Source organism: Streptomyces sp. NPDC037389, assembly GCF_040636475.1.
Taxonomy (GTDB): Bacteria; Actinomycetota; Actinomycetes; order Streptomycetales; family Streptomycetaceae; genus Streptomyces; species Streptomyces hesseae.
Genome location: NZ_JBEZUS010000008.1, coordinates 233047 through 254379, shown reverse-complemented (window position 1 = coordinate 254379; position 21333 = coordinate 233047). Strand labels below are relative to the sequence as shown.

The window sequence follows — 21333 nt, the reverse complement described above, 5'->3', positions numbered from 1 at the left end:
CATGAACGAAATCGGGGTGCGGGACGTCGAGGCCGTGGTCGTGGGCGCCGGGCAGGCGGGTCTGTCCGCCGCCTACCACCTGCGGCGCACGGGACACCAGCCGGAGCGGGACTTCGTCGTCCTGGACCGCTCGCCGCGCCCGGGCGGCGCCTGGCAGTTCCGCTGGCCGTCCCTCACCTACGGCAAGGTGCACGGCATGCACGCCCTGCCGGGCATGGAGCTGACGGACGCGGACGACGAACGGCCCTCCTCGGAGGTGATCGCCGACTACTTCGCGGACTACGAGCGCGCCTTCGGCCTGCGCGTGCGCCGGCCGGTCGAGGTGCGCGCGGTACGCGAGGGCGACGGCGGACGGCTGCGGGTGGAGACGTCCGAAGGGTTCTGGTCGGCCCGCGCCCTGATCAACGCGACCGGCACCTGGGACCGCCCCTTCTGGCCCCGCTACCCCGGCCAGAAGGACTTCCGGGGCCGTCAGCTGCACACCGCGGACTACCCCGGGCCGGACGCCTTCGCCGGGCTGCGGGTCGTGGTCGTCGGCGGCGGCACCTCCGCGGTGCAGCACCTGCTGGAGATCGCCGAGGTGGCGGCCGCCACGACCTGGGTGACGCGCCGGCCGCCGGTGTTCCGCGCCGGGCCCTTCGACGAGGCGCGCGGACGCGACGCCGCCGCCATGGTGGAGCGACGGGTGCGGGAGGGCCTCCCGCCCAGGAGCGTCGTGTCGGTGACGGGGCTCCCGATGACGGCCGCGATGGAACGCGCCCTCAAGGGCGGGGTCCTGGACCGGCTGCCGGTGTTCGACCGCGTCACACCGACCGGTGTGACCTGGGCCGACGGCACGACCGTCGACTCGGATGTCATCCTGTGGGCCACCGGATTCCGGGCGGCCCTCGGCCACCTCGCCCCGCTGGGGCTGCGCGAACCGGGCGGCGGCATCCGGGTCGAGGGCACGCGCGCGGTCCGCGACCCCCGCGTCCACCTGGTCGGCTACGGGCCGTCGGCGAGCACCATCGGCGCCAACCGCGCCGGGCGCGCCGCCGTGCGCGAGATCGGGGAGCTCCTGACGGAGGGCTTGCCGGACGCGGCGGGTTCTTCGGATTCTTCGGGTTCTTCCCAGCGAGCGCTCGCTGCGGCAGTATGAGGCGGCGAAGACGATCACTGGCCGGAGCGTCACCGACCGCGAGGAGATGGCCGAGGTGTCATGCGCGTAGGGCTGTTCGTCACCTGCGTCAACGACACGCTACGGCCGGACACCGGCCGAGCCGTGGTCACACTGCTCGAACGGCTCGGTGTACGCGTCGACTTCCCGCCGGCGCAGAGCTGCTGCGGCCAGCCCCTGTACAACACGGGCTACCGCCACAGCACCGAGCCGCTGCTCCTGCGCACCGCCGCCGCGTTCGCCGATCACGAGTACGTCGTCACCCCCTCCGCCTCGTGCGCCGCGATGGTCCGGGACGCCTACCCCCGGATCGCCGCCCGCGCGGCCGCCGAGGGACGCCCCGCCGACGCGGCACGGCTGCGTGCCGCCGTGGAGCGGCTGGCGCCCAGGACCTATGAACTCACCGAGTTCCTGGTGGACGTACTGGGCGTCGTCGACGTCGGCGCCCGCTTCCCCCACACCGTCACCTACCACCCCACCTGCCACGGTCTGCGCGCGCTGGGCCTGCGTGACCGCCCGCGCCGGTTGCTGGAGCACGTCGAGGGACTCGAACTGCGCGAGCTCGAAGGCGCCGACGAGTGCTGCGGCTTCGGCGGCACGTTCGCGGTCAAGAACGCGGCCGTCTCCGCCGCCATGGGCGCCGACAAGGCCCGGTCGATCAACCGGACCGGCGCCGCGACGGTCTGCGCGGCCGACAACTCCTGCCTGCTGCACATCGGCGGCACCCTCGCCCGGGACGGCTCCCCCGTGCGCGCCCTCCACCTGGCGGAGATCCTGGCCTGCACGGACGGAGTCGTGCCATGAGCCGTACGTATCTGGGCATGCCCGCTTTCCCCCGCGCCGCCGCCGAGTCGACCCAGGACGGCACGCTGCGTGCCAACCTCCGGCACGCCACGCACACCATCCGCGCCAAACGGGCCGCCGCCGTGGCCGAACTGGAGGACTGGGAACGGCTGCGGGCGGCCGGAGCGGCCGTCAAGGACCGCACGCTGCGCCACCTGGACCACTATCTGCTGCGGCTGGAGGAGAACGTCACCCGCGCCGGGGGCACGGTCCACTGGGCGGCCGACGCCGACGAGGCGAACCGCATCGTCACCGAGCTCGTACGGGCCACCGGCGAGCGCGAGGTCGTCAAGGTCAAGTCCATGGTCACCCAGGAGACCGGCCTCAACGCCGCCCTGGAACAGGCGGGCATCCGCGCCTACGAGACCGACCTCGCCGAGCTCATCGTCCAGCTCGGCGACGACCTGCCCTCCCACATCCTCGTCCCGGCCATCCACCGCGGCCGCCGGGAGATCCGCGACATCTTCCGCGACCGGATGGCCGACTGGGGCCGCCCGGCCCCCGAAGGGCTCACCGACCGGCCCGCCGACCTCGCCGAGGCCGCGCGGCTGCACCTGCGCGAGAAGTTCCTGCGGTGCAAGGTCGGCATCTCCGGCGCCAACTTCATGGTGGCCGAGACCGGCACCCTGGTCGTCGTCGAGTCCGAGGGCAACGGCCGTATGTGCCTCACGCTCCCCGAAACCCTGATTTCCGTGGTCGGAATCGAGAAGACCGTACCGGCCTGGCGGGACCTGGAGATCTACCTCCAACTGCTGCCGCGCTCCTCCACCGCCGAGCGCATGAACCCCTACACCTCGATGTGGACGGGCACCACGGACGAAGACGGCCCCCGCGACTTCCACCTCGTGCTGCTCGACAACGGCCGCACCGACACCCTCGCCGACGAGGTCGGGCGCCAGGCCCTGCGCTGCATCCGCTGCTCGGCCTGTCTCAACGTCTGCCCGGTCTACGAGCGCGCCGGCGGCCACGCCTACGGCTCGCCCTACCCCGGGCCCATCGGCGCGATCCTCACCCCGCAACTGCGCGGCCTGGCCTCACCGCTGGAGGAGTCGCTCCCCTTCGCCTCGTCCCTGTGCGGCGCCTGCTACGAGGTGTGCCCGGTGGCCATCGACATCCCCGACGTCCTGATCCATCTGCGGGAGCGGGTCGTGGAGGGCGGCCCCGTCACCGTCCGCGGCAATCGCACCGTGATCAGGCCCGCGAAGCGCCACGCCCTTGAGCGCGCCGCGATGCGCGCCGCCGGCTGGACCTTCGACCACCCGGCCGTGCTGCGCCGGGCCCAGCGCCTCGCCGCCCGGACCCGCCGCGCCCACCCCCGGCGGCTGCCGGGCCCGGGCCGCGCCTGGTCGGACACCCGCGAGCTGCCGGAGGTGCCCGAGGAGTCCTTCCGCGACTGGTGGGCCCGCACCCGGGGAGAGCGGCCATGACCGGCGACCCGGCACACTCCCCGAGCAGGGCGCGCGTCCTGGGGCGCGTACGGCGCGCGCTGGCCGATGTGCCGCGCCACGAGCGCCCCGACGATCACCCGGTTCCCCGGGATTATCTGCGGGCGCACGGCGAACGGACGCCGACCGAGTCCGTCGACCTGCTCGCCGCACGGCTGGCGGACTACCGGGCCGTCGTGCACCGCACGGACCCGCCCGGGCTGCCCGCCCTGCTCGCGGAGCTGCTGCGCCGGCGCGGCGCCCGCCGGGTCGTCGTACCGGCCGGTCTGCCGGACGGCTGGCTGGCCGAGGCGGCCGCCGAACGGGTCGTGGACGGGCCTGGGTTGACGGCCCGCGACCTGGACGCCATGGACAGTGTGGTCACCGGGTGCGCGCTGGCGATCGCCGAGACCGGCACCCTGGTCCTCGACGCGGGCCCGGACCAGGGCCGCCGCCGCATCACCCTCGTGCCCGACCACCACCTGTGCGTGGTCCGGGCCCCCGGGCAAGTGGTGGACTCGGTGCCGCGGGCCCTGGAACGTCTCTCCCCAGTCCGGCCCCTGACCTGGATCTCGGGCCCGTCGGCGACGAGCGACATCGAACTGGACCGCGTCGAGGGCGTCCACGGCCCGCGCGCTCTGGAGGTGATCCTCGTCGAGAGCCCGGAACCGTCCTCCTGACAGCACCCACCCTTATCAACCGTGCTCGTTTCAACCGTGCTCGTTCCCAAGGAGGAACCGTGCCGGAACCACCCCTGCGCGGCATCACGGTCGTCGCCCTCGAACAGGCCGTCGCGGTCCCCTTCGCCACCCGTCAGCTCGCCGATCTGGGAGCCCGGGTCATCAAGGTCGAACGCCCCGGGCGCGGCGACTTCGCCCGGGACTACGACCGCAGGGTGAAGGGCCTCTCCGCCTATTTCGTCTGGGTCAACCGGGGCAAGGAGAGCGTGGTCCTGGACCTCAAGGACGCCACGGACCGGGCGCTGCTCGACCGGCTCCTCGCCCGCGCCGACGTCTTCGTGCAGAACCTCGGCCCCGGCGCCGCCGACCGGCTGGGCCTGGCCCCCGGCCCCCTGCGGGTCCACTGTCCCCGCCTGATCACGTGCGACGTCTCCGGCTACGGCACGAGCGGCCCGTACCGTGACCGCAAGGCCTACGACCTGCTGGTGCAGTGCGAGGCCGGACTGGTCTCACTCACCGGGAGCCCGGACTCCCCCGCCCGGCCCGGGATATCCGTCGCCGACATCGCCGGAGGGATGTACGCCTTCACGGGCATCCTGACCGCCCTCTACGAGCGTGAACGCACCGGCGAGGGCTCCGCCCTGTCCCTCTCCCTCTTCGACGCCCTGGCCGAGTGGATGGGACAGCCGTACTATGCGGAGGCGTACGACGGGCCGCCCCTGACCCGCACCGGGGCCCGGCACCCGTCCATCTCCCCCTACGGCCACTACCGATGCGGCGACGGCGCCCGGGTCTTCCTCAGCGTTCAGAACGACCGCGAGTGGCGGACGCTGTGCGAACGGGTATTACGACGGCCGGAGTTGGCGAACGATCCGCGCTTCGCGGACAATCCGCTGCGCCACTCCCATGACGAGCAGCTGACGGCCGTCATCGAGGAGTGCTTCGCCGGGCACACGGCTGAGGGTGTCCTCGCCCTGCTCGACGCGGCGGGCATCGCGGCCGCCCGGCTGCGTACGGTCGCCGGGTTCGCCACGCACCCCCAGCTGGCGGCGCGGGACAGATGGCGGGAATTCGGCTCGCCCGCCGGTCCGCTGCGCGGGCTGCTGCCTCCGGTGACGGTGGCGGGCCGGGAGGCGGTGATGGGCGCGGTGCCCGCGCTCGGGGAGCACACGGCCGCGATCCGCGCGGAGTTCGGGGAGCCGGAGGGGCCGAGCACCCGTCGAGGGTGACCCTGCCGGTGGTAGGCACCCCGTGCGTACGCGAAGCCGGGGGCTGGGTGGGCCGGTCCCGGGGCGGCAGGCTCTGTCCCGAAGCGGAAGATCGCCGGGGAACCGGCGGACCCATCCAGAAGGGGGACGACCCATGGTCGTGCGGACAGCGGGGCTCGACACGGCGGCACGGGCCGGGGCGACGGGCGGAGCGGACACGGGGGCCCGGTGGCGGGCGGGCTGGTCGGCCCCGGTGCAGCGGCCGAGCAGCGGTTTCGAGGAGAGCTGGGCGGAGACCGGTTTCGACCGCCAGTCGGTGCGTCAGGTCGTCCGGGTGACGGGCGGCGGCTCCGGGGCCCGGATCCGGCTGTCGAACCGCTATGGCACGGGGCCGCTGACCGTGGACGGCGCGTCGCTCGCCCTGGCCGGCGAGGGGGCCGCCGTCCGGCCCGGCACCCTGCGGCCGCTGACCTTCGACGGGGCGCCGTCGGTGCTGATACCGGCGGGCGGCGAGGTCGTGAGCGACCTGGCGGAGCTGCCGGTCGGACCGTTCTCCCCGCTCACGGTGACCGTCTACTTCGCGGGCCCGACGGGACCGGCGACCTTCCACGCACAGGCCTATGCCACGAGCTTCAGGGCATCCGGCGACCGGACCGCCGACGCCGGAGCCGACGGCTTCGTCGAGCGGACCCACTCGTGGTACTACCTCTCCGGCGTGGAGCTGACGGGTGGTGACGCCCCCGCCTCCGATGTCTCCGGGACGGTGGTGGCCTTCGGCGACTCCCTCACCGACGGCTTCGGCTCGACCGCCGGCGCCGATCGGCGCTACCCGGACGCGCTCGCCGAGCGGCTCCGGGCCGCCGGCCACTCCTGGGCCGTGCTCAACGCGGGCATCGGCGGCAATCTGCTGCTCAACGACTCGCCGTGGTACGGCGAGCGGGCGTCGGCCCGCTTCGACCGGGACGTCCTCGACAAGCCCGGCGTCCGCTCGGTGATCGTCCTCGTCGGACTCAACGACATCGGGTTCAGCGAGGTGGATCTGCCCACCTACCGGCCCAACCCGCAGGTGTCGGTGGCCGAGCTGACGGCCGGATACGGGGAGCTCGTCGAGCGCGCGCACCGGCGTGGCGTCAAGGTGATCGGAGGGACGGTCCTGCCGTTCAAGGGCGCCGAGTACCACACGCCGCGGGCCGAGGCGAAGCGCGTCGCGATCAACGAGTGGATCCGCACGTCCGGGGTCTTCGACGCGATGGCCGATTTCGCCGCGGCCCTGGCCACACCGGACGACATCGAGACGCTCAACCCCGCGTACGACAGCGGGGATCACAAGCACCCCAATGACGCGGGGTACCGCGTGATGGCCGGTGCCGTGCCGCTCGGGTCGCTCTGAGGCCCAGGCGGCGGGGTGGCTCGCAGCCGGGCTGGCCGGCTGCGCCGGGCCAGGGCCCGGCCGCCGCCCGCCCCGCGCGCGGCGTCAGACCTTGGCCACGAGGGGGATGTCGCGCCGGACCAGCGCGGCGTAGCGCCCGTCGTCGGCGAGGAGTTCCTGGTGGGTGCCGCGCTCGGTGATCCGGCCGCCGTCGAGGACGATGATCTGGTCGGCGTGGCGGACGGTGGAGAGCCGGTGCGCGATGGTGATCGTCGTGCGCCCCGCGGAGAGGGTGTCGAGGGCCTGCTGGACGGCGTGTTCGGTATGGGTGTCCAGGGCGCTGGTCGCCTCGTCGAGGATGAGCACGGGCGGGTCGCGGAGGATCGTACGGGCGATGGCGAGGCGCTGTTTCTCGCCTCCGGAGAAGCGGTAGCCGCGCTCGCCGACCAGGGTGTCGTAGCCGTCGGGCAGGGAGGCGACGTAGTCGTGGATCTGGGCGGCCTCGGCGGCGGCTCTGATCTCCTCGTCCGTGGCGTCGGGTTTGGCGAAGCGGAGGTTGTCGGCGACGGAGGCGTGGAAGAGGTAGGTCTCTTGGGAGACGACGCCGACGGCCCGGGCGAGGGTGTCGAAGTCGAGGTCGCGCACGTCCTCGCCGTCGATGAGGACCCGTCCGCCGGTGACGTCGTAGAGGCGGGGCACGAGATAGCTCAGGGTGCTCTTGCCCGAACCGGTGGGTCCGACGACGGCCAGGCTGCCGCCGGCCGGGATGGCGAGGTCGATGCCGCTGAGGGCCGCGCTGCCGGGGCCGTAGGAGAAGGAGACGTTCTCGAAGGCGACCTCGCCGCGGATCTTCTCCAGGCGCACCGGGTGCGCGGGCTCGGCGATCTCCACGGGCAGGTCGAGGTATTCGAAGATCCGCTGGAAGAGGGCGACGGAGGTCTGCACCTGCACGCCGGTGGACAGCAGCGCGACGGTGGGCCGGAAGAGCCCCTGCTGGAGGGAGACGAAGGCCACGAGCGTGCCGAGGGAGATGTCCGGTCCGCCGGTCCGCAGGGCGATGCCGGCCGCCCAGTAGATGAGGGCGGGCATGGCGGCCATGACGACGCCGATGGTGGACATGCGCCAGCGCCCCGCCATATTGGTGCGTACTTCCAGCTCGACGAGCCGCTCGGACTCCTCGGTGAAGGCCTTGGTGAGGGAGTCGGCCCGGCCCATGGTGCGGCCGAGCAGGATGCCGCTGACGGAGAGCGATTCGGTGACCATGGCGGCCATGACGGCCATCTGCGTCTGCCGCTCGGCGGTGATCCTCTTGCGCTCGTCGCCCACGCGCCGGCCTATCCAGACGAAGACCGGCAGCAGGAGCAGGGAGACGACGGTGAGCCGCCAGTCCAGGGCGATCATCGCGACGACGGTGGCGATGACGCTGGTCAGGTTGGAGACGAGCGAGGTCGCGGTGGAGGTGACGGTGGCCTGCATCCCGCCGATGTCGTTGGCGATGCGGGACTGCACCTCGCCGGTGCGGGTCCGGGTGAAGAACGCCAGCGGCATGCCCTGGAGCCGCCCGTAGACCGCGGTGCGCAGATCGTGCATCACGCGCTGGCCGACGGTGGTGGAGATCAGGGTCTGGAGCACGCCGAAGACGCTGTTGACGACGGCCGCGGCGATCATGCCGAGGGCCAGCAGGCTCAGCAGGCCCATACGACCCTGAGGGATGGCGACGTCGAGGACCGCGCGCAGCATGAATGGCGAGGCGACGGTGACGAGCGACGAGGCGGCGACGAGCAGCGCTACGAGCGCGAGTCGGCCGCGGTACGGGTGGAAGAGACGGAGGATGCGCCGCACCTGCGCGGGCCGCTCCGGATCTGCGGGAGGTGGTGTCCAGTCCAGTGTGTCGTGAGGCATGGGCTCCTTCAGCGAGGTCGGGTCCGGGAGGCGGACGGCACGGTGACGCCGGAACGGTGCCGGGCGGCTCATACGCCATGACCCTCCGGCTCCGAACAGAGCATAGCTCACTGTTACCTATACTCACAATGCAAGCTGTCCTGATAACATTGCGATCATGACGGCCCCCGACACGTCCGGCCAGCTCGCCGAGCAACTGCTGAGGCTGACCCGCAGGCTCCATCGCGCGCAGAAGCGCTATCTGGACCCGGTCGGCATCACGCCCGCCCAGTCGCGCCTGCTCCGCACCGTGGCGCACTACGAAGCACCGCCGCGCATGGCGGACCTGGCCGAGCACCTGGAGGTCGTGCCCCGGGCGGTGACGACCCTGGTCGACGCGCTGGAGACCAATGGGGCGGTGCGCCGGGTGCCGGACCCGTCCAACCGCCGGGTGATCCGCATAGAGCTCACCGATCAGGGCCGCTCCACGCTGCGCGCCCTGCGGGACGCCCGCCGCGCGGCGGTGGAGGACGTCCTGGCCCCGTTGGACGACGACCAGCGCGAGGTGCTGGGCGATCTGCTCGCCGAGCTGCTGACGGGCCCGGGCCGCACCACCCCCTGACCCCCTCCGTATCCGCCACACGGAGGCGGGGGTGGAGCCCACGCCCCACCCCCGCCTCCCTCTCGGGCGGCCGGTCAGCAGCGCCGGCTGTCCTCCGTCAGCTGACCCTGGACCGTGGCCAGGGTGCGGTCGTAGCACGCGCCGGGGCCCAGGAGGCGGTAGCGCTCACGGGAGACTCCCGTGGCGTGGCGCTGCTCCCGGGGGACGTTCTGGATGTAGGACGCGTTACCGGTGTAGGTGTCGTCCAGCCGGCTCCAGGTGAGCTGCTTCCCCGCCCGCGTGGCGCGCAGATCGGCCTGATCACCCATGGTCAGCACGGTGTTCAGCCGGTTGTCGGGGTCCACGGTGGTGACTCCCTCCATGCTGTAGACGCGGTGGGCCGTGTTCACCGTGGCCGGTCCGCGGCCGGCGACCGTGACGGTCTCGTCGTCCGTCCAGCGGGCCCGTAGCCCGTCCGTGGCCTCGCCGTCCTTCCAGCGGTGCAGCGAGGTGGCGGCCAGCCGACGGGTGACCGTGGTGGCGACCCGCCCGTGCGAGGTCTTCAGATAGCCGGAGACGGTCAGCGCGTGCGTGGCGTCCGCCGCCACCCGGTGCCGGTCGCCGGGCTGATAGGCGGCAGCGCCGCGCGGGGCGTCCTCCTGGTACCGGGTGACCGCGCCGGTGACCACGGACGCCTTGGCGTCCTGCCAGACCAGGACGTTGACGGGGGTGTCCCAGCCGCTCTGTCCCTCGGGCACCCCGGCCACCGTGACCGATATCCGGTGCGGTCTACCGTCGTTCAGCTGCCCCGCGAAGGGCGTGAGGTCGTACTCCACCGGCCGGACGTCGAAGGCGCGCGGGCCGGGGATCACGTACCACAAAAAGGGGTTGGACCAGCCGCCGGTCCACACCGTCGGGTAGGGGGCGGCGATCCCGGCCAGTCTGCCGTCCACCGAGACGCGCACCTCCCGGTTGGGCCCGTCCTTGGCCTTGCAGGAGTAGGGCGCGGACTCCGGCGCGGCGAGGTACCAGAACTCCTCGCAGCCGCCGCCGGATCCGGTCGCGTAGACCTCGGCCACGACGCGCTCGCTGTTGCGCGGCACGGTCAGCGCGCCCTCGTAGGCCTGGCCGGCCTTCTGCGCGCCGTCGAGGGTGAGGACCCGGTCCGGGGTGCCGGCGGGCTTCACTCGCCCCTCGGCCTTGTAGAAGGTCAGGGTCGCCTTGACCTTGATGGCGCCGGTGTAGGTCTCGTTGACGAGGTTACCGATGAGCATCTCGACGGGCTGCCGGGTGCGCAGGGCGGGGGCGTAGCGGGTGACGTCCTTCTCGACGTGCCAGGTGATGCCCTTGGGCGAGGGTTCGGGTGTCGAGGTGCGCAGCACCTCGACACCGCCTATGCGGAGATAGCCGAGGCGGTCGAACTGCCGTCCGGCCACCGCGCCGTCGAGTCTGAGGACGACCTTGTTCCAGCGGTCACCACAGCGCTCGGGGGGCGTGTAGGTGCTCTTGTAGGGCGTGTAGTCGCGGAATTCGGTCTCCGCGACGGTCACGGTGCAGGAGGTGGTGCGAGGGGTGGCCACGGGAGGGCCGGCGGTGATCGGATCGTGCCATTCGGTGCCGAACTCGGTGGGCGCGGCGGCCGTGGCAGGTCCGGCGCTCAGCGCCAGTCCGGTGGCCGCGGCGCACAGCGCCAGGAACAGTCGTCTCATGGGGCAGGAGTGAAGCGCGTCGCCGCGTGGCGCACCAGTACGAAGCCGGTCTGATGGGCCGTTGCCGGACACCCCGCGTGGGAAAACCAGTTGAACCGGACATCTCCCTGCCGAGAGCCTGGCACGGACCCCTACCACCCACTCCGAACCGGGATGTCATGCACATTCGCGATCTGCCGTTTGCCGACCCCGGCCGTCCGGACGTCCGGTCGGGCCCCCGCTTCCTGCTGTGGCTGGGGCGGAGTCAGGTGGGCGGCCAGGCAAAGGCGATGTTCTGGGGCACGGTCAACATGGCGTCCGTGGCCCTGTTCCCCCTGGCGGCGGGTCTCGCCGTGCAGGCGGTGGTCGACCGCTCCGGCGCCCGGCTTGCGCTGGCGGCCGGTCTGATGCTGCTGCTCGGGACGGTCATGGCACTGGCCGACACGATGCTGCACAGGGTTTCGGTCACCAACTGGATCACGGCGGCGGCACGGGTGCAGCAGCTTCTGGCCCGGAAGACCGCCGAGTTGGGGGCGACACTGACGCGCCGGGTCGCGGCCGGTGAAGTGGTGGCGGTGTCCACGGGCGACGTCGAGAAAATCGGCTGGTTCGTGGAGTCCGTATCGCGCTTCACGGCGGCGCTGTTCACCACCGTGGTGCTCTGCGTGTCCCTGACGATCTATCAGCCCGTCCTGGGGCTGGTGATCGCGGCCGGTGTGCCCGTACTGGCCCTGGCGGTGCTGCCGTTGCTGCCGCACGCCACGCGGCGGGCCGACGAGCAGCGGGAGAAGGCCGGCCGGGCCACCGAGCTGGCGTCGGACACCGTGGCCGGGCTGCGGGTGCTGCGGGGCATCGGCGGCGAGGAGCTGTTCCTCTCCCGCTACCGCCGTGCCTCCCAGGAGGTGCGCGCGGCAGCCGTGCGCAGTGCCCGGATGTGGGCGCTGATCGCGACGGTCCAGGTGGTGCTGCCGGGGCTGCTGCTGATCGCGGTGGTCTGGTACGGCGTGCGGCTGGTCCAGGAGGGCCGGATCGAGGTGGGCGAGCTGGTCACGGTCTACGGCGTGGTCAGCTTCCTGCTGCTGCCGTTGCGCCAGTTCGAGGAGATCGCCCAGGCCTACTCCTTCTCCCGGCCCTCCGCGGCGCGTGCCGCCAGGGTGCTGGGGCTGGAGCGCGTCGCGCCGCCGGGCGGTGACCGGGAGGCGCCCGGGCCGGGGCTGCGGGGCGATCTGTACGACCCCGTCAGCGGGCTCCTCGCGCCGGCCGGGCGGCTGACGGCGGTGGTGTGCGGGGATCCCGACGTCGCGGGCCGGCTCGCCGACCGGCTCGGCGGTCACGCCGACGGGAGCGCCGACGGCACGCCCTCCGTGCTGCTGGGCGGTGTGGCGCTGGACGACCTGCCGCTCGACGTGGCGCGCGAGGCGGTGCTCGTCCAGGACAAGGACCCGGTGCTGCTGTCGGGCACCCTCGCCGAGCTGCTGGACGTGCCCTCCTCGGGTGCCGTGACGGCCGAGGCCGCTCTGGCGGCGGCGCAGTGCGACGACGTACTGGCCTCGCTGACCCGGTCCTCGGCGGACGGGAGCGACGATCCGATGCGGACCCGGATCACCGAGCGCGGCCGTTCGCTGTCCGGCGGGCAGCGCCAGCGCCTGGCACTGGCCCGTTCCCTGATCACCGACCCGGAGGCGCTGGTGCTGGACGAGCCGACCGCCGCGGTGGACTCCCACACCGAGGCGCGCGTCGCTGACGGGCTGCGCCATCTGCGCGCGGGCCGTACGACGGTGGTGTTCACCTCCAGTCCGCTGCTGCTCGACCGGGCCGACCGGGTGGTGTTCGTCCAGGAGGGCCGGGTGGCGACGGTCGGGGCCCACGCCGACCTGGTGCGCGCCGACCCCGCCTACCGCGCGGTCGTCACCCGCCGGACGGACGAGGAACCGGACGGGACGAACGAAGAGAACGAAGAGAACGACAAGGCACTGGACATGGAGCTCGCCGGTTTCGAGAAGGCCGACTTCGAGAAGGCCGTGGCCGACGAGGGCGAGCAGATCGGGGAAACGGCATGATCGGCCTGGCACCTCCGGCCTACGACCCGGCCGCACCGGAGTCGGCGACGACGCTTCCGGTGGCCGGACACACCACGGTGCGCGCCTACGCGAAGGGGATGCTGCGCCGGCACCGGGGCGCCTTCGCCGTGCTCGTGGGAGCCAACGCGATCGCGGTGCTCGCCTCGATGGCCGGCCCGTATCTGCTGGGCGGGCTGGTCGAGGAGCTCGCCTCGGGCGCACGGGAGCTCCACCTGGGCCGAACGGTCTCCCTCTTCGCCGTCGCCCTGGCCGTCCAGGCGCTGTTCACGCGCATGGTGCGGCTGCGCGGGGCGGTGCTCGGCGAACAGATGCTGGCGGACCTGCGCGAGGACTTCCTCGTCCGGTCGGTGGGGCTGCCGCCGGGTGTGCTGGAGCGGGCGGGCACGGGTGATCTGTTGTCGCGGATCACCACGGACATCGACCGGCTGGCCAACGCCATGCGGGAGGCCGTGCCCGAGCTGGCGATCGGCGTCGTCTGGGCCGGGCTGCTGCTGGGGGCGCTGACCGTCACGGCACCGCCACTGGCGCTGTCGCTGCTGGTCACCGTGCCGCTGCTGCTCGTCGGCTGCCGCTGGTACTTCCGGCGGGCGCCGGACGCCTATCGCTCCGAGGCCGCCGGCTACGCGGCCGTCGCCGCGGCCCTGACGGAGACCGTGGACGCCGGGCGGACCGTCGAGGCCCACCGGCTGGGCCGGGAGCGGGTCGCGCTGTCCGACCGTCGCGTCTTCGAATGGACGCAGTGGGAGCGCTATACGTTGTGGCTGCGCTCGGTGCTGTATCCGGTGGTCAATGTGTCGCATGTGCTGCTGCTCTGCGTCGTACTGCTCCTCGGCGGGTTCTGTGTGCTGAAGGGCTGGCTCTCGGTCGGTGAGCTGACGACGGGCGCGCTGCTCTCGCAGATGCTCGTCGAGCCGCTGGGGCTGATCCTGCGCTGGTACGACGAGCTCCAGGTCGCCCAGGTGTCGCTGGCCCGGCTCGTGGGGGTGCGGGAGATCGGCGCCGACGACGCCGACGAACGGGTGCGCCCGGCGGGCCGGGACGTCCGGGCGGACCGGGTGCGCTTCGGCTACGGTCCCGGCGGCGACGTGCTGCACGGGGTCTCGCTCGACGTCCGGCCGGGCACCCGGGTGGCGCTGGTCGGACCGTCCGGGGCGGGCAAGTCGACGCTGGGCCGGCTGATGGCCGGGATCTACGCTCCGCGGACGGGGACGGTGACGCTGGGCGGCGCGGAGCTCTCCCGGATGCCGACGGAGCGGGTGCGCCGCCATGTGGCGCTGGTCAACCAGGAGCACCATGTCTTCGTCGGCGCCCTGCGGGACAACCTGCTGCTCGCCCGGCCGGACGCCGGGGACGACGAGCTGTGGTCGGCGCTGGCCGCGGTGGACGCCGAGGGCTGGGCCCGGGCGCTGGAGAAGGGCCTGGACACCGAGGTCGGCTCGGGCGGGCTCGCGCTGACCCCGGCCCAGGCCCAGCAGATCGCCCTGGCCCGGCTCGTGCTCGCGGATCCCCACACCCTGGTCCTGGACGAAGCGACCTCGCTGCTGGACCCGCGCGCCGCCCGCCATCTGGAGCGTTCCCTGGCGAAGGTGCTGGAGGGGCGCACGGTCGTGGCGATCGCGCACCGGCTGCACACCGCTCATGACGCGGATGTGATCGTGGTGGCGGAGGACGGCAGGATCAGCGAGCTGGGCAGCCACGACGAACTGGTCGCGGCGGACGGCGCGTACGCGGCGCTGTGGCGCTCCTGGCACCGCTAGCCCTCCGGGCGGGGCGGGGGCCCGGGAGGTCAGAGGAGCTCCAGGGCCCCCAGCCCGCCCACACCGCCGAGGATCATGAAGACGGGCATCAGGATCTTGACCTCGACCCGGCTGCCGGCCCGGAAGCGCATCGACTTCGGGGGGCCGAGGGGGTACCAGCGCTTGCGCGCTATGGGCAGGGGCCACAGGATCGGGCAGCCGGAGACGGTGAGGGCGTCCCCGATGTCGTGCACGAGCGCGCCCAGGACGATCGGCAGGCCCAGCCACAGGTACTCCTGGCCGGGGCCGGTGAAGAGCCAGTGGGAGCCGTTGCCCGGCTTGTCCAGGACGCCGGCGAGGATCCAGGCGCTGGTGGCCCCGAGCAGCCAGACCAGCACATCGCTGGAGGTCCGGGCCGCCCGCCACAGCAGCCCCTCGACGGCGAGCACCATGTGGACGAAGAGGATGCCGAGGACGGCCCAGCGGTCCCCGGTCATCGCCAGCGCCGAGGCGCCGGCCCCTATCAGCACCGCCCAGAGGGCGGTGTGGGTCAGGGTGCGGTGGCCGCCGCTGCGGCGCGGGTCGGCCTTGGACCTGGTGGCCTTGTAGACCGCGTAGGACAGCTGGTCGATGATCCCGCAGAGGATCCGGGATATCGGGCCGAAGGACCGCGATATCGTCGCGGACTTGTGGTCGAGGTCCGGGGCCAGGGCGGCCCCGGCGCAGATCAGCGCGCCGACGACGAGCACGGGCCAGGGCATGGGGTGGTCCAGCGCGGCGGCCGCCGCTCCCAGGCCCAGCCAGGCCGCCGCCCCGGAGAGCGAATGAGCCGGTCCCATCATCGTCGTGCCACCCCTTCGCCGGCCCGTGCCGGGCTTCGCTGACGCCGTGTCGGCCACTCAGCGTAATGCCCGGATGATCATCGTCCGACCGGCCGGTTCCCTGATCCGGCCGGGGGCCAGGCAGTATGGGGGTGTGACCCTTATCGATCAGATGCCGAGCCATGCCGACCCCGATGCCCTTTTCGAAGCTTTCTCGACCTGGGCCGAGGAGCGGGGCATCTCGCTGTACCCCGCCCAGGAGGAGGCACTGATCGAGGTGGTCTCCGGGGCGAACGTGATCCTGTCGACGCCCACCGGCTCGGGGAAGAGTCTGGTCGCGGCGGGGGCGCACTTCACCGCGCTCGCCAATGACCAGGTGACCTTCTACACCGCCCCCATCAAGGCGCTGGTCTCGGAGAAGTTCTTCGACCTGTGCAAGATCTTCGGCACCGAGAACGTCGGCATGCTCACCGGCGACGCCTCTGTCAACGCCGATGCCCCGGTGATCTGCTGCACGGCCGAGGTGCTCGCCTCCATCGCGCTGCGCGACGGCAAGGACGCCGACATCGGCCAGGTCGTGATGGACGAGTTCCATTTCTACGCCGAGCCGGACCGGGGCTGGGCGTGGCAGATCCCGCTGCTGGAGCTGCCCCAGGCGCAGTTCATCCTGATGTCCGCGACGCTCGGTGACGTCTCCCGCTTCGAGGAGGACCTGACCCGGCGCACCGGCCGGCCGACCTCGGTGGTCCGCTCGGCGACCCGGCCCGTTCCGCTGTCGTACGAGTACCGTTCGACGCCGCTGACGGAGACGCTGACCGAGCTGCTCCAGACGCGTCAGGCCCCGGTGTACATCGTCCACTTCACCCAGGCGGCCGCCGTCGAGCGGGCGCAGGCGCTGATGAGCATCAATATGTGCTCGCGCGAGGAGAAGGACGAGATCGCCAAGCTGATCGGCAATTTCCGCTTCACCACCAAGTTCGGGCGGAACCTCTCGCGCTTCGTGCGCCACGGCATCGGCGTCCACCACGCCGGGATGCTGCCGAAGTACCGGCGTCTGGTGGAGCGGCTGGCGCAGGCCGGTCTGCTCAAGGTGATCTGCGGTACCGACACCCTGGGCGTCGGGGTCAACGTGCCCATCCGCACGGTGCTCTTCACCGCGCTGACCAAGTACGACGGCCAGCGGGTGCGGACGCTGCGGGCGCGGGAGTTCCACCAGATCGCGGGCCGGGCCGGGCGGGCCGGCTTCGACACGGCCGGATTCGTCGTCGCGCAGGCGCCCGACCACGTCGTCGAGAACGAGAAGGCGCTGGCCAAGGCGGGGGACGACCCCAAGAAGCGCCGCAAGGTGGTCCGCAAGAAGGCTCCCGAGGGCTTCGTCAACTGGACGGAGAACACCTTCGAGAAGCTCATCGGCTCCGAGCCGGAGCAGCTCACCTCCCGTTTCCGGGTCACCCACGCGATGCTGCTGGCGGTCATCGCCCGGCCGGGCAACGCCTTCGAGGCGATGCGCCGGATGCTGGAGGACAACCACGAGCCGCGCAAGGCCCAGCTGCGGCACATCCGCCGGGCCATCGCCATCTACCGCTCGCTGCTGGACGGCGGCGTGGTGGAGCGGCTGGAGGAGCCGGACGCCGAGGGCCGGATCGTGCGGCTGACGGTCGACCTCCAGTCGGACTTCGCGCTCAACCAGCCGCTGTCGACCTTCGCGCTGGCCTCCTTCGAGCTCCTGGACCCGGAGTCCCCCTCCTACGCGCTGGACATGGTCTCGGTCGTGGAGTCGACGCTGGACGACCCCCGGCAGATCCTGGCCGCGCAGCAGAACAAGGCGCGCGGCGAGGCCGTGGCGGCGATGAAGGCGGAGGGCGTCGAGTACGAGGAGCGCATGGAGCGCCTCATGGACGTCAGCTACCCCAAACCGCTGGAGGAACTGCTGTCCCACGCCTACGACGTCTACCGCAAGAGCCACCCTTGGGTCGGCGACCACCCCCTGTCGCCCAAGTCGGTCATCCGTGACATGTACGAGCGGGCGATGACCTTCACGGAGTTCACGGCCCACTACGACCTGGCCCGGACCGAGGGCATCGTGCTGCGCTACCTGGCCAGCGCCTACAAGGCGCTGGACCACACCGTGCCGGACGACCTGAAGTCCGACGACTTCGAGGACCTGATCGCCTGGCTCGGCGAGATGGTCCGCCAGGTCGACTCGAGCCTGCTGGACGAGTGGGAGCAGCTGGCCAACCCCTCGGAGGAGAGCGCGGAGGAGGCCCAGGAGCGGGCCGACCAGGTCAAGCCCGTCACGGCCAATGCCCGTGCCTTCCGGGTGCTGGTGCGCAACGCGCTGTTCCGCCGTGTGGAGCTCGCCGCTCTGGACAAGGTCGCCGAGCTCGGCGAGATGGACGCCGAGTCCGGCTGGGACGAGGACCGCTGGGGCGAGGCCATGGACGCCTACTGGGACGAGTACGACGATCTGGGCACCGGCCCCGAAGCGCGCGGGCCGAAGCTGCTGCGGATCGAGGAGCGGCCGGAGGACGGTCTGTGGCGGGTCCGGCAGACCTTCGCCGACCCCAACGGCGATCACGACTGGGGCATCTCCGCCGAGGTCGACCTCGCGGCCTCCGACGAGGAGGGCCGGGCGGTCGTCCGGATCATGGACGTCGGCCAGCTCTGACCCCTTCCCGGTCACGGTCCGGCGGCGTGCTCGGCACTCCGCCGGACCGTGGCCTACCGACGCCCGCGCAGCCATGACCACAGCCTTCCGGGACGCACGGACCGGGGCGCCGGTCGGTGGGCTCGTTCCTGCCGGGGCGCCGCGCCGCCGGCGGGGTCACGACCGGGCTCCGGCCCGGCGGCGTGGTCCCGCCCGGTCTGCCGGTTCCCGTCGGTGCCGGGTGCGGGCCGGGTGGCCCGGGCCTGGGGCAGTGCGGTCGTGAGGCAGTGGCGGTACCAGTCGGTCTCGTCCGGGTCCTCGGCCAGCACCAGCGACTCGATCACCTCACGGGCCGCCGGGACCTCCGAGCGGATCCGGGTCAGCTCCGGACGCAGCGCGCTCAGATACGCCCGTTCACCCGGGTCGGGCACGGCTTGCGCCAGTTCGGGGGTGTCGAGTACGGCGGCGGTGGCGGCCGCCCGCTGCCAGGCGTCCGTGGTCTGGGCGGTCAGCTGGTCGACCCGGCGAGCGCGCCAGCCCCGGGCGCGCCGGTCGGGGTGTTCGTCCAGCGCGGTCCGCAGCAGGGCGGGGGTGCGGCCGGTGAGCAGCCCGGGTTCACGGTCGGCGAACTCCGCGAGGTCGGCCGCCAGATAGTGCCAGACGACGGCACGGTACCGGTTGACGTAGAAACGGACCGGGGTGAAGCAGCCGGCCCGGGCCAGGCGGGTGAAGCGGGCCGGGCTGACGCCCATGAGCTCGGCTCCTTCCGCCGTGCCCACGGCCCAGAGCCGGGAGCGCAGCGCTTCGGGGAAGCCTTCGCTCGATCCGTGCCGGTCGATCTCCTCCGGCGGGACCCGTCGCCGCCCGTCCGGGCCGGCCGAGACGGTCCGTACCTCCCCGAGGTGGACGGCCAGTTCGAACTCGCGCGGCTTGAGCCCGAGCTCCCGCGCCGCCCGGGCGAAGGGGACGCCCGGCCACGCCGGGCCGTGCGCCCCTGTCCGACCCCGCTCCTGCCGCTGCCGTTCCTGTCGTGCCTGCCGTACCTCCATGACACCCTCCCGCCATCGCCCGATTACCGACAGTGACGACGATAGCGGTGAGGTGCGACAGCCCGCCGGGCCTGTGGATAACCCCGGCGGACCTCGGCGCCGCCCCTGCGCAGACCCCGGCGCGGCCACTGGTCCGGCACCGGCCGGAGCCGGCAGCGTCGACCGAGGTCGGCACCACCGGCCGAAGTCGGCGCCGCCAGCCGGCGTCAGCGGCTCCGGCCGCCGACACGGTTGGCCAGCAAGGTCATCTCGTAGGCGATCCGGCCGATGTCGGCATCGGCATCGCCCAGTACGCACAGACAGCTCTCCTCGTCGGCGGCCGTCACGAACAACACGCCCCGATCGAATTCGACCATGGTCTGGCGCACGTCACCCGCCCGGAATTGCCGGCCCGTTCCCCGGGCGAGACTGTGCAGTCCGGAGGCGACCGCCGCCAGGTGTTCGGCCTCCTCTCTCGCCAGACTCGCGCTCGCTCCCGTCACAAGCCCATCGTTGGACAGCACCAATGCGTGGCGTATCCCACCGCCCCTCTCGGCCAACTCGTCCAGCATCGAGTCGAGTTCCATACCGAATCCCATGTCCGCCTCCCCGTTCGGCAATTCCCCGTAACCGCCGTGCAAGCCTTGCCCACCTCCGCGCTCCGGGCAACCCGCCCTCCCCTCCGACACGCATCCGTTCGCCAGTTGACACAGGATGCGGACACGACGCGGAAAACGAGCGGCACCGCGGTATTTTCCGGAGGTTCAACTCCTCGCCCACCGGGCACACTTGAACGACCGCAGGAAATTGCCGCTCACAAGGGCAGGTGATCCGCGTGTTCAACAAACTCCGCAAGCGCTCGGAAGAGATCCGGCGGGCACCGGCGCCGCGGCCGCTCGTGAGCCGCCAGCACAATCTCTTCGAGGCCGCGGCGGCATATGTCGCCGCCTGCGCCGAGAACGACTACGACAAAAGCATGGAAGCGGCGCGCTGGGTCTCGCCGGAAGCCCTCAGCTTCGGCGTGAACGAGCTCGCGTGCCGCGCCGTCATAGCCCTCGCCCGCGAACGCGACGAATCCCCGCAGACGGTGGCCCGCACCCTCCTCGGACTGCCCGCCGCCTGACGCGGAACGGCGTCCATCACGCGTCGCACGCTGCTCGGCCGCCGTTCCCGGATTCGTCATGTTGAAGTCGTGTACATGCCACCGCACACCGCCCTACGCTGCCAGCGCACCCGGCTCACCCCCCACCGATGCCACTTCACCCGGAGGAGCTCGTGCCCGCCGCAGCCAGTCCTGCCCGCCCCCATCGCCCCCGCCGCCGCCACTTCCTCGCCCTCGCCACGGCCTTCGGCCTCGCGGCCACTTCCCTCGGCCTGTGGGCCTCGGACTCCACCGCCGCGCCGGCCGTTCCCACACCTGACCACGTCGTGGTCGTCGTCTTCGAGAACCACGCCTACGACCAGGTCATGGGCAGCTCCAGCGCCCCCTACATCAACTCCCTGGCCGCGGGCGGCGCGAACCTGACCGCCTCGTACGCCGAGACCCACCCCAGCCAGCCCAACTACTACGCGCTGTTCTCCGGCGACACCCAGGGCGTCACCGACGACAGCTGCGTCGACCCCGGCTTCAGCGAGGAGCCCAACCTCGGTTCGGAGCTGCTCGCCGCGGGCAAGACCTGGGCGAGCTACAACGAGTCCCTGCCCGCCGAGGGCTCCACGACCTGTGAGAGCGGCAAGTACCGCCAGAAGCACAACCCCTGGTTCGGCTTCGGCAACGTCCCCACCAGCACCGCCCACACCTTCGGCGCCTTCCCCCGGGACTACGGCGCCCTTCCCGCGGTCTCCTTCGTCGTGCCGAACATGTGCAGCGACATGCACGACTGCTCCGTCGGCACCGGCGACACCTGGCTGAAGAACAACCTCAAGTCCTACGCCGACTGGGCCAAGACCCACAACAGCCTGCTGCTGATCACCTTCGACGAGGACAACCGCCTCAGCGGCAACCGGATCCCCACCGTCCTCTACGGCCAGCAGGTCAAGGCCGGTTCCACCTCCGGCACCGCATACAACCACTACGACGTGCTGCGCACCCTGGAGACCATGCACGGTCTCCCGCACGCCGGAAACGCCGCGAACGCCAAGGACATCACCGGCATCTGGAACAGCTGAC

17 protein-coding genes are annotated in these 21333 nt (G+C 72.3%); 12 read left to right on the top strand and 5 right to left on the bottom strand.

The genetic code is table 11. From position 1 onward, the window contains the following. The first annotated feature begins 1 nt into the window (after nucleotide 1). From AB0E98_RS19900 to AB0E98_RS19875, 6 genes are all read left to right on the top strand, one after another. Nucleotides 2–1138, top strand: coding sequence for an NAD(P)-binding domain-containing protein (locus AB0E98_RS19900; RefSeq protein ID WP_361704182.1), 1137 nt, complete (start codon nucleotides 2–4; stop codon nucleotides 1136–1138). 60 nt (nucleotides 1139–1198) lie between these two features. Then, nucleotides 1199–1960 carry a (Fe-S)-binding protein gene (locus AB0E98_RS19895; protein WP_361704181.1) on the top strand — a complete coding sequence of 254 codons (762 nt, stop codon included), beginning with the start codon at nucleotides 1199–1201 and terminating at the stop codon, nucleotides 1958–1960. Next, nucleotides 1957–3426 carry a lactate utilization protein B gene (locus tag AB0E98_RS19890; protein ID WP_361704178.1) on the top strand — a complete coding sequence of 490 codons (1470 nt, stop codon included), beginning with the start codon at nucleotides 1957–1959 and terminating at the stop codon, nucleotides 3424–3426. The genes AB0E98_RS19895 and AB0E98_RS19890 overlap by 4 nt, the downstream gene beginning before the upstream one ends. Next, nucleotides 3423–4103: an LUD domain-containing protein gene (locus tag AB0E98_RS19885; RefSeq protein ID WP_361704176.1), complete on the top strand. Its 681-nt coding sequence runs from the start codon at nucleotides 3423–3425 to the stop codon at nucleotides 4101–4103. The genes AB0E98_RS19890 and AB0E98_RS19885 overlap by 4 nt, the downstream gene beginning before the upstream one ends. Nucleotides 4104–4162: 59 nt before the next feature. After that, on the top strand, nucleotides 4163–5332 hold the full coding sequence (locus tag AB0E98_RS19880; RefSeq protein ID WP_361704174.1) for a CaiB/BaiF CoA-transferase family protein: 1170 nt from the start codon (nucleotides 4163–4165) through the stop codon (nucleotides 5330–5332). A 133-nt stretch (nucleotides 5333–5465) separates the two neighbouring features. Next, nucleotides 5466–6701 carry an SGNH/GDSL hydrolase family protein gene (locus AB0E98_RS19875; RefSeq protein ID WP_361704171.1) on the top strand — a complete coding sequence of 412 codons (1236 nt, stop codon included), beginning with the start codon at nucleotides 5466–5468 and terminating at the stop codon, nucleotides 6699–6701. An 84-nt stretch (nucleotides 6702–6785) separates the two neighbouring features. On the opposite strand, the gene AB0E98_RS19870 is transcribed toward AB0E98_RS19875, so the two are convergent. Next, the gene (locus tag AB0E98_RS19870; RefSeq protein ID WP_361704168.1) at nucleotides 6786–8582 is read right to left on the bottom strand and encodes an ABC transporter ATP-binding protein; all 1797 of its coding nucleotides are present in this window, start codon (nucleotides 8580–8582) and stop codon (nucleotides 6786–6788) included. 157 nt (nucleotides 8583–8739) lie between these two features. Here AB0E98_RS19870 and AB0E98_RS19865 point away from each other — a divergent pair, with 157 nt between their 5' ends. Next, a complete protein-coding gene (locus AB0E98_RS19865; protein ID WP_361704167.1) occupies nucleotides 8740–9183 on the top strand; it encodes a MarR family transcriptional regulator in 444 nt (147 codons plus the stop codon). A gap of 74 nt (nucleotides 9184–9257) precedes the next feature. Here AB0E98_RS19865 and AB0E98_RS19860 read toward each other — a convergent pair whose 3' ends face one another. After that, nucleotides 9258–10871: a peptide-N4-asparagine amidase gene (locus tag AB0E98_RS19860; RefSeq protein ID WP_361704165.1), complete on the bottom strand. Its 1614-nt coding sequence runs from the start codon at nucleotides 10869–10871 to the stop codon at nucleotides 9258–9260. A gap of 158 nt (nucleotides 10872–11029) precedes the next feature. Here AB0E98_RS19860 and AB0E98_RS19855 point away from each other — a divergent pair, with 158 nt between their 5' ends. Together AB0E98_RS19855 and AB0E98_RS19850 are read left to right on the top strand one after the other, a co-directional pair. Then, nucleotides 11030–12910 carry an ABC transporter ATP-binding protein gene (locus AB0E98_RS19855; protein WP_361704162.1) on the top strand — a complete coding sequence of 627 codons (1881 nt, stop codon included), beginning with the start codon at nucleotides 11030–11032 and terminating at the stop codon, nucleotides 12908–12910. Next, the gene (locus tag AB0E98_RS19850; protein ID WP_361704160.1) at nucleotides 12907–14688 is read left to right on the top strand and encodes an ABC transporter ATP-binding protein; all 1782 of its coding nucleotides are present in this window, start codon (nucleotides 12907–12909) and stop codon (nucleotides 14686–14688) included. Before AB0E98_RS19855 ends, AB0E98_RS19850 begins: the two co-directional genes overlap by 4 nt. A gap of 29 nt (nucleotides 14689–14717) precedes the next feature. Here AB0E98_RS19850 and AB0E98_RS19845 read toward each other — a convergent pair whose 3' ends face one another. Next, nucleotides 14718–15509 (bottom strand): metal-dependent hydrolase, encoded by a 792-nt coding sequence (locus tag AB0E98_RS19845; RefSeq protein WP_361704159.1) that lies wholly within the window; start codon nucleotides 15507–15509, stop codon nucleotides 14718–14720. A gap of 133 nt (nucleotides 15510–15642) precedes the next feature. On the opposite strand from AB0E98_RS19845, the gene AB0E98_RS19840 reads away from it, so the two are divergent. Further along, nucleotides 15643–18156, top strand: a complete 2514-nt coding sequence (locus AB0E98_RS19840) for a DUF3516 domain-containing protein (protein WP_361704156.1) — start codon at nucleotides 15643–15645, stop codon at nucleotides 18154–18156. Nucleotides 18157–18209: 53 nt separating this feature from the next. Here AB0E98_RS19840 and AB0E98_RS19835 read toward each other — a convergent pair whose 3' ends face one another. Then, a complete protein-coding gene (locus AB0E98_RS19835) occupies nucleotides 18210–19184 on the bottom strand; it encodes a DUF6397 family protein (RefSeq protein WP_361704154.1) in 975 nt (324 codons plus the stop codon). Nucleotides 19185–19390: 206 nt separating this feature from the next. Next, complete coding sequence (locus tag AB0E98_RS19830) at nucleotides 19391–19762, bottom strand: roadblock/LC7 domain-containing protein (RefSeq protein ID WP_361704153.1); 372 nt, start codon at nucleotides 19760–19762, stop codon at nucleotides 19391–19393. A gap of 269 nt (nucleotides 19763–20031) precedes the next feature. Here AB0E98_RS19830 and AB0E98_RS19825 point away from each other — a divergent pair, with 269 nt between their 5' ends. Then, nucleotides 20032–20286, top strand: a complete 255-nt coding sequence (locus AB0E98_RS19825; protein WP_361704520.1) for a hypothetical protein — start codon at nucleotides 20032–20034, stop codon at nucleotides 20284–20286. Nucleotides 20287–20414: 128 nt separating this feature from the next. After that, a complete protein-coding gene (locus AB0E98_RS19820) occupies nucleotides 20415–21332 on the top strand; it encodes an alkaline phosphatase family protein (protein ID WP_361704150.1) in 918 nt (305 codons plus the stop codon). Nucleotide 21333 lies beyond the last annotated feature (1 nt).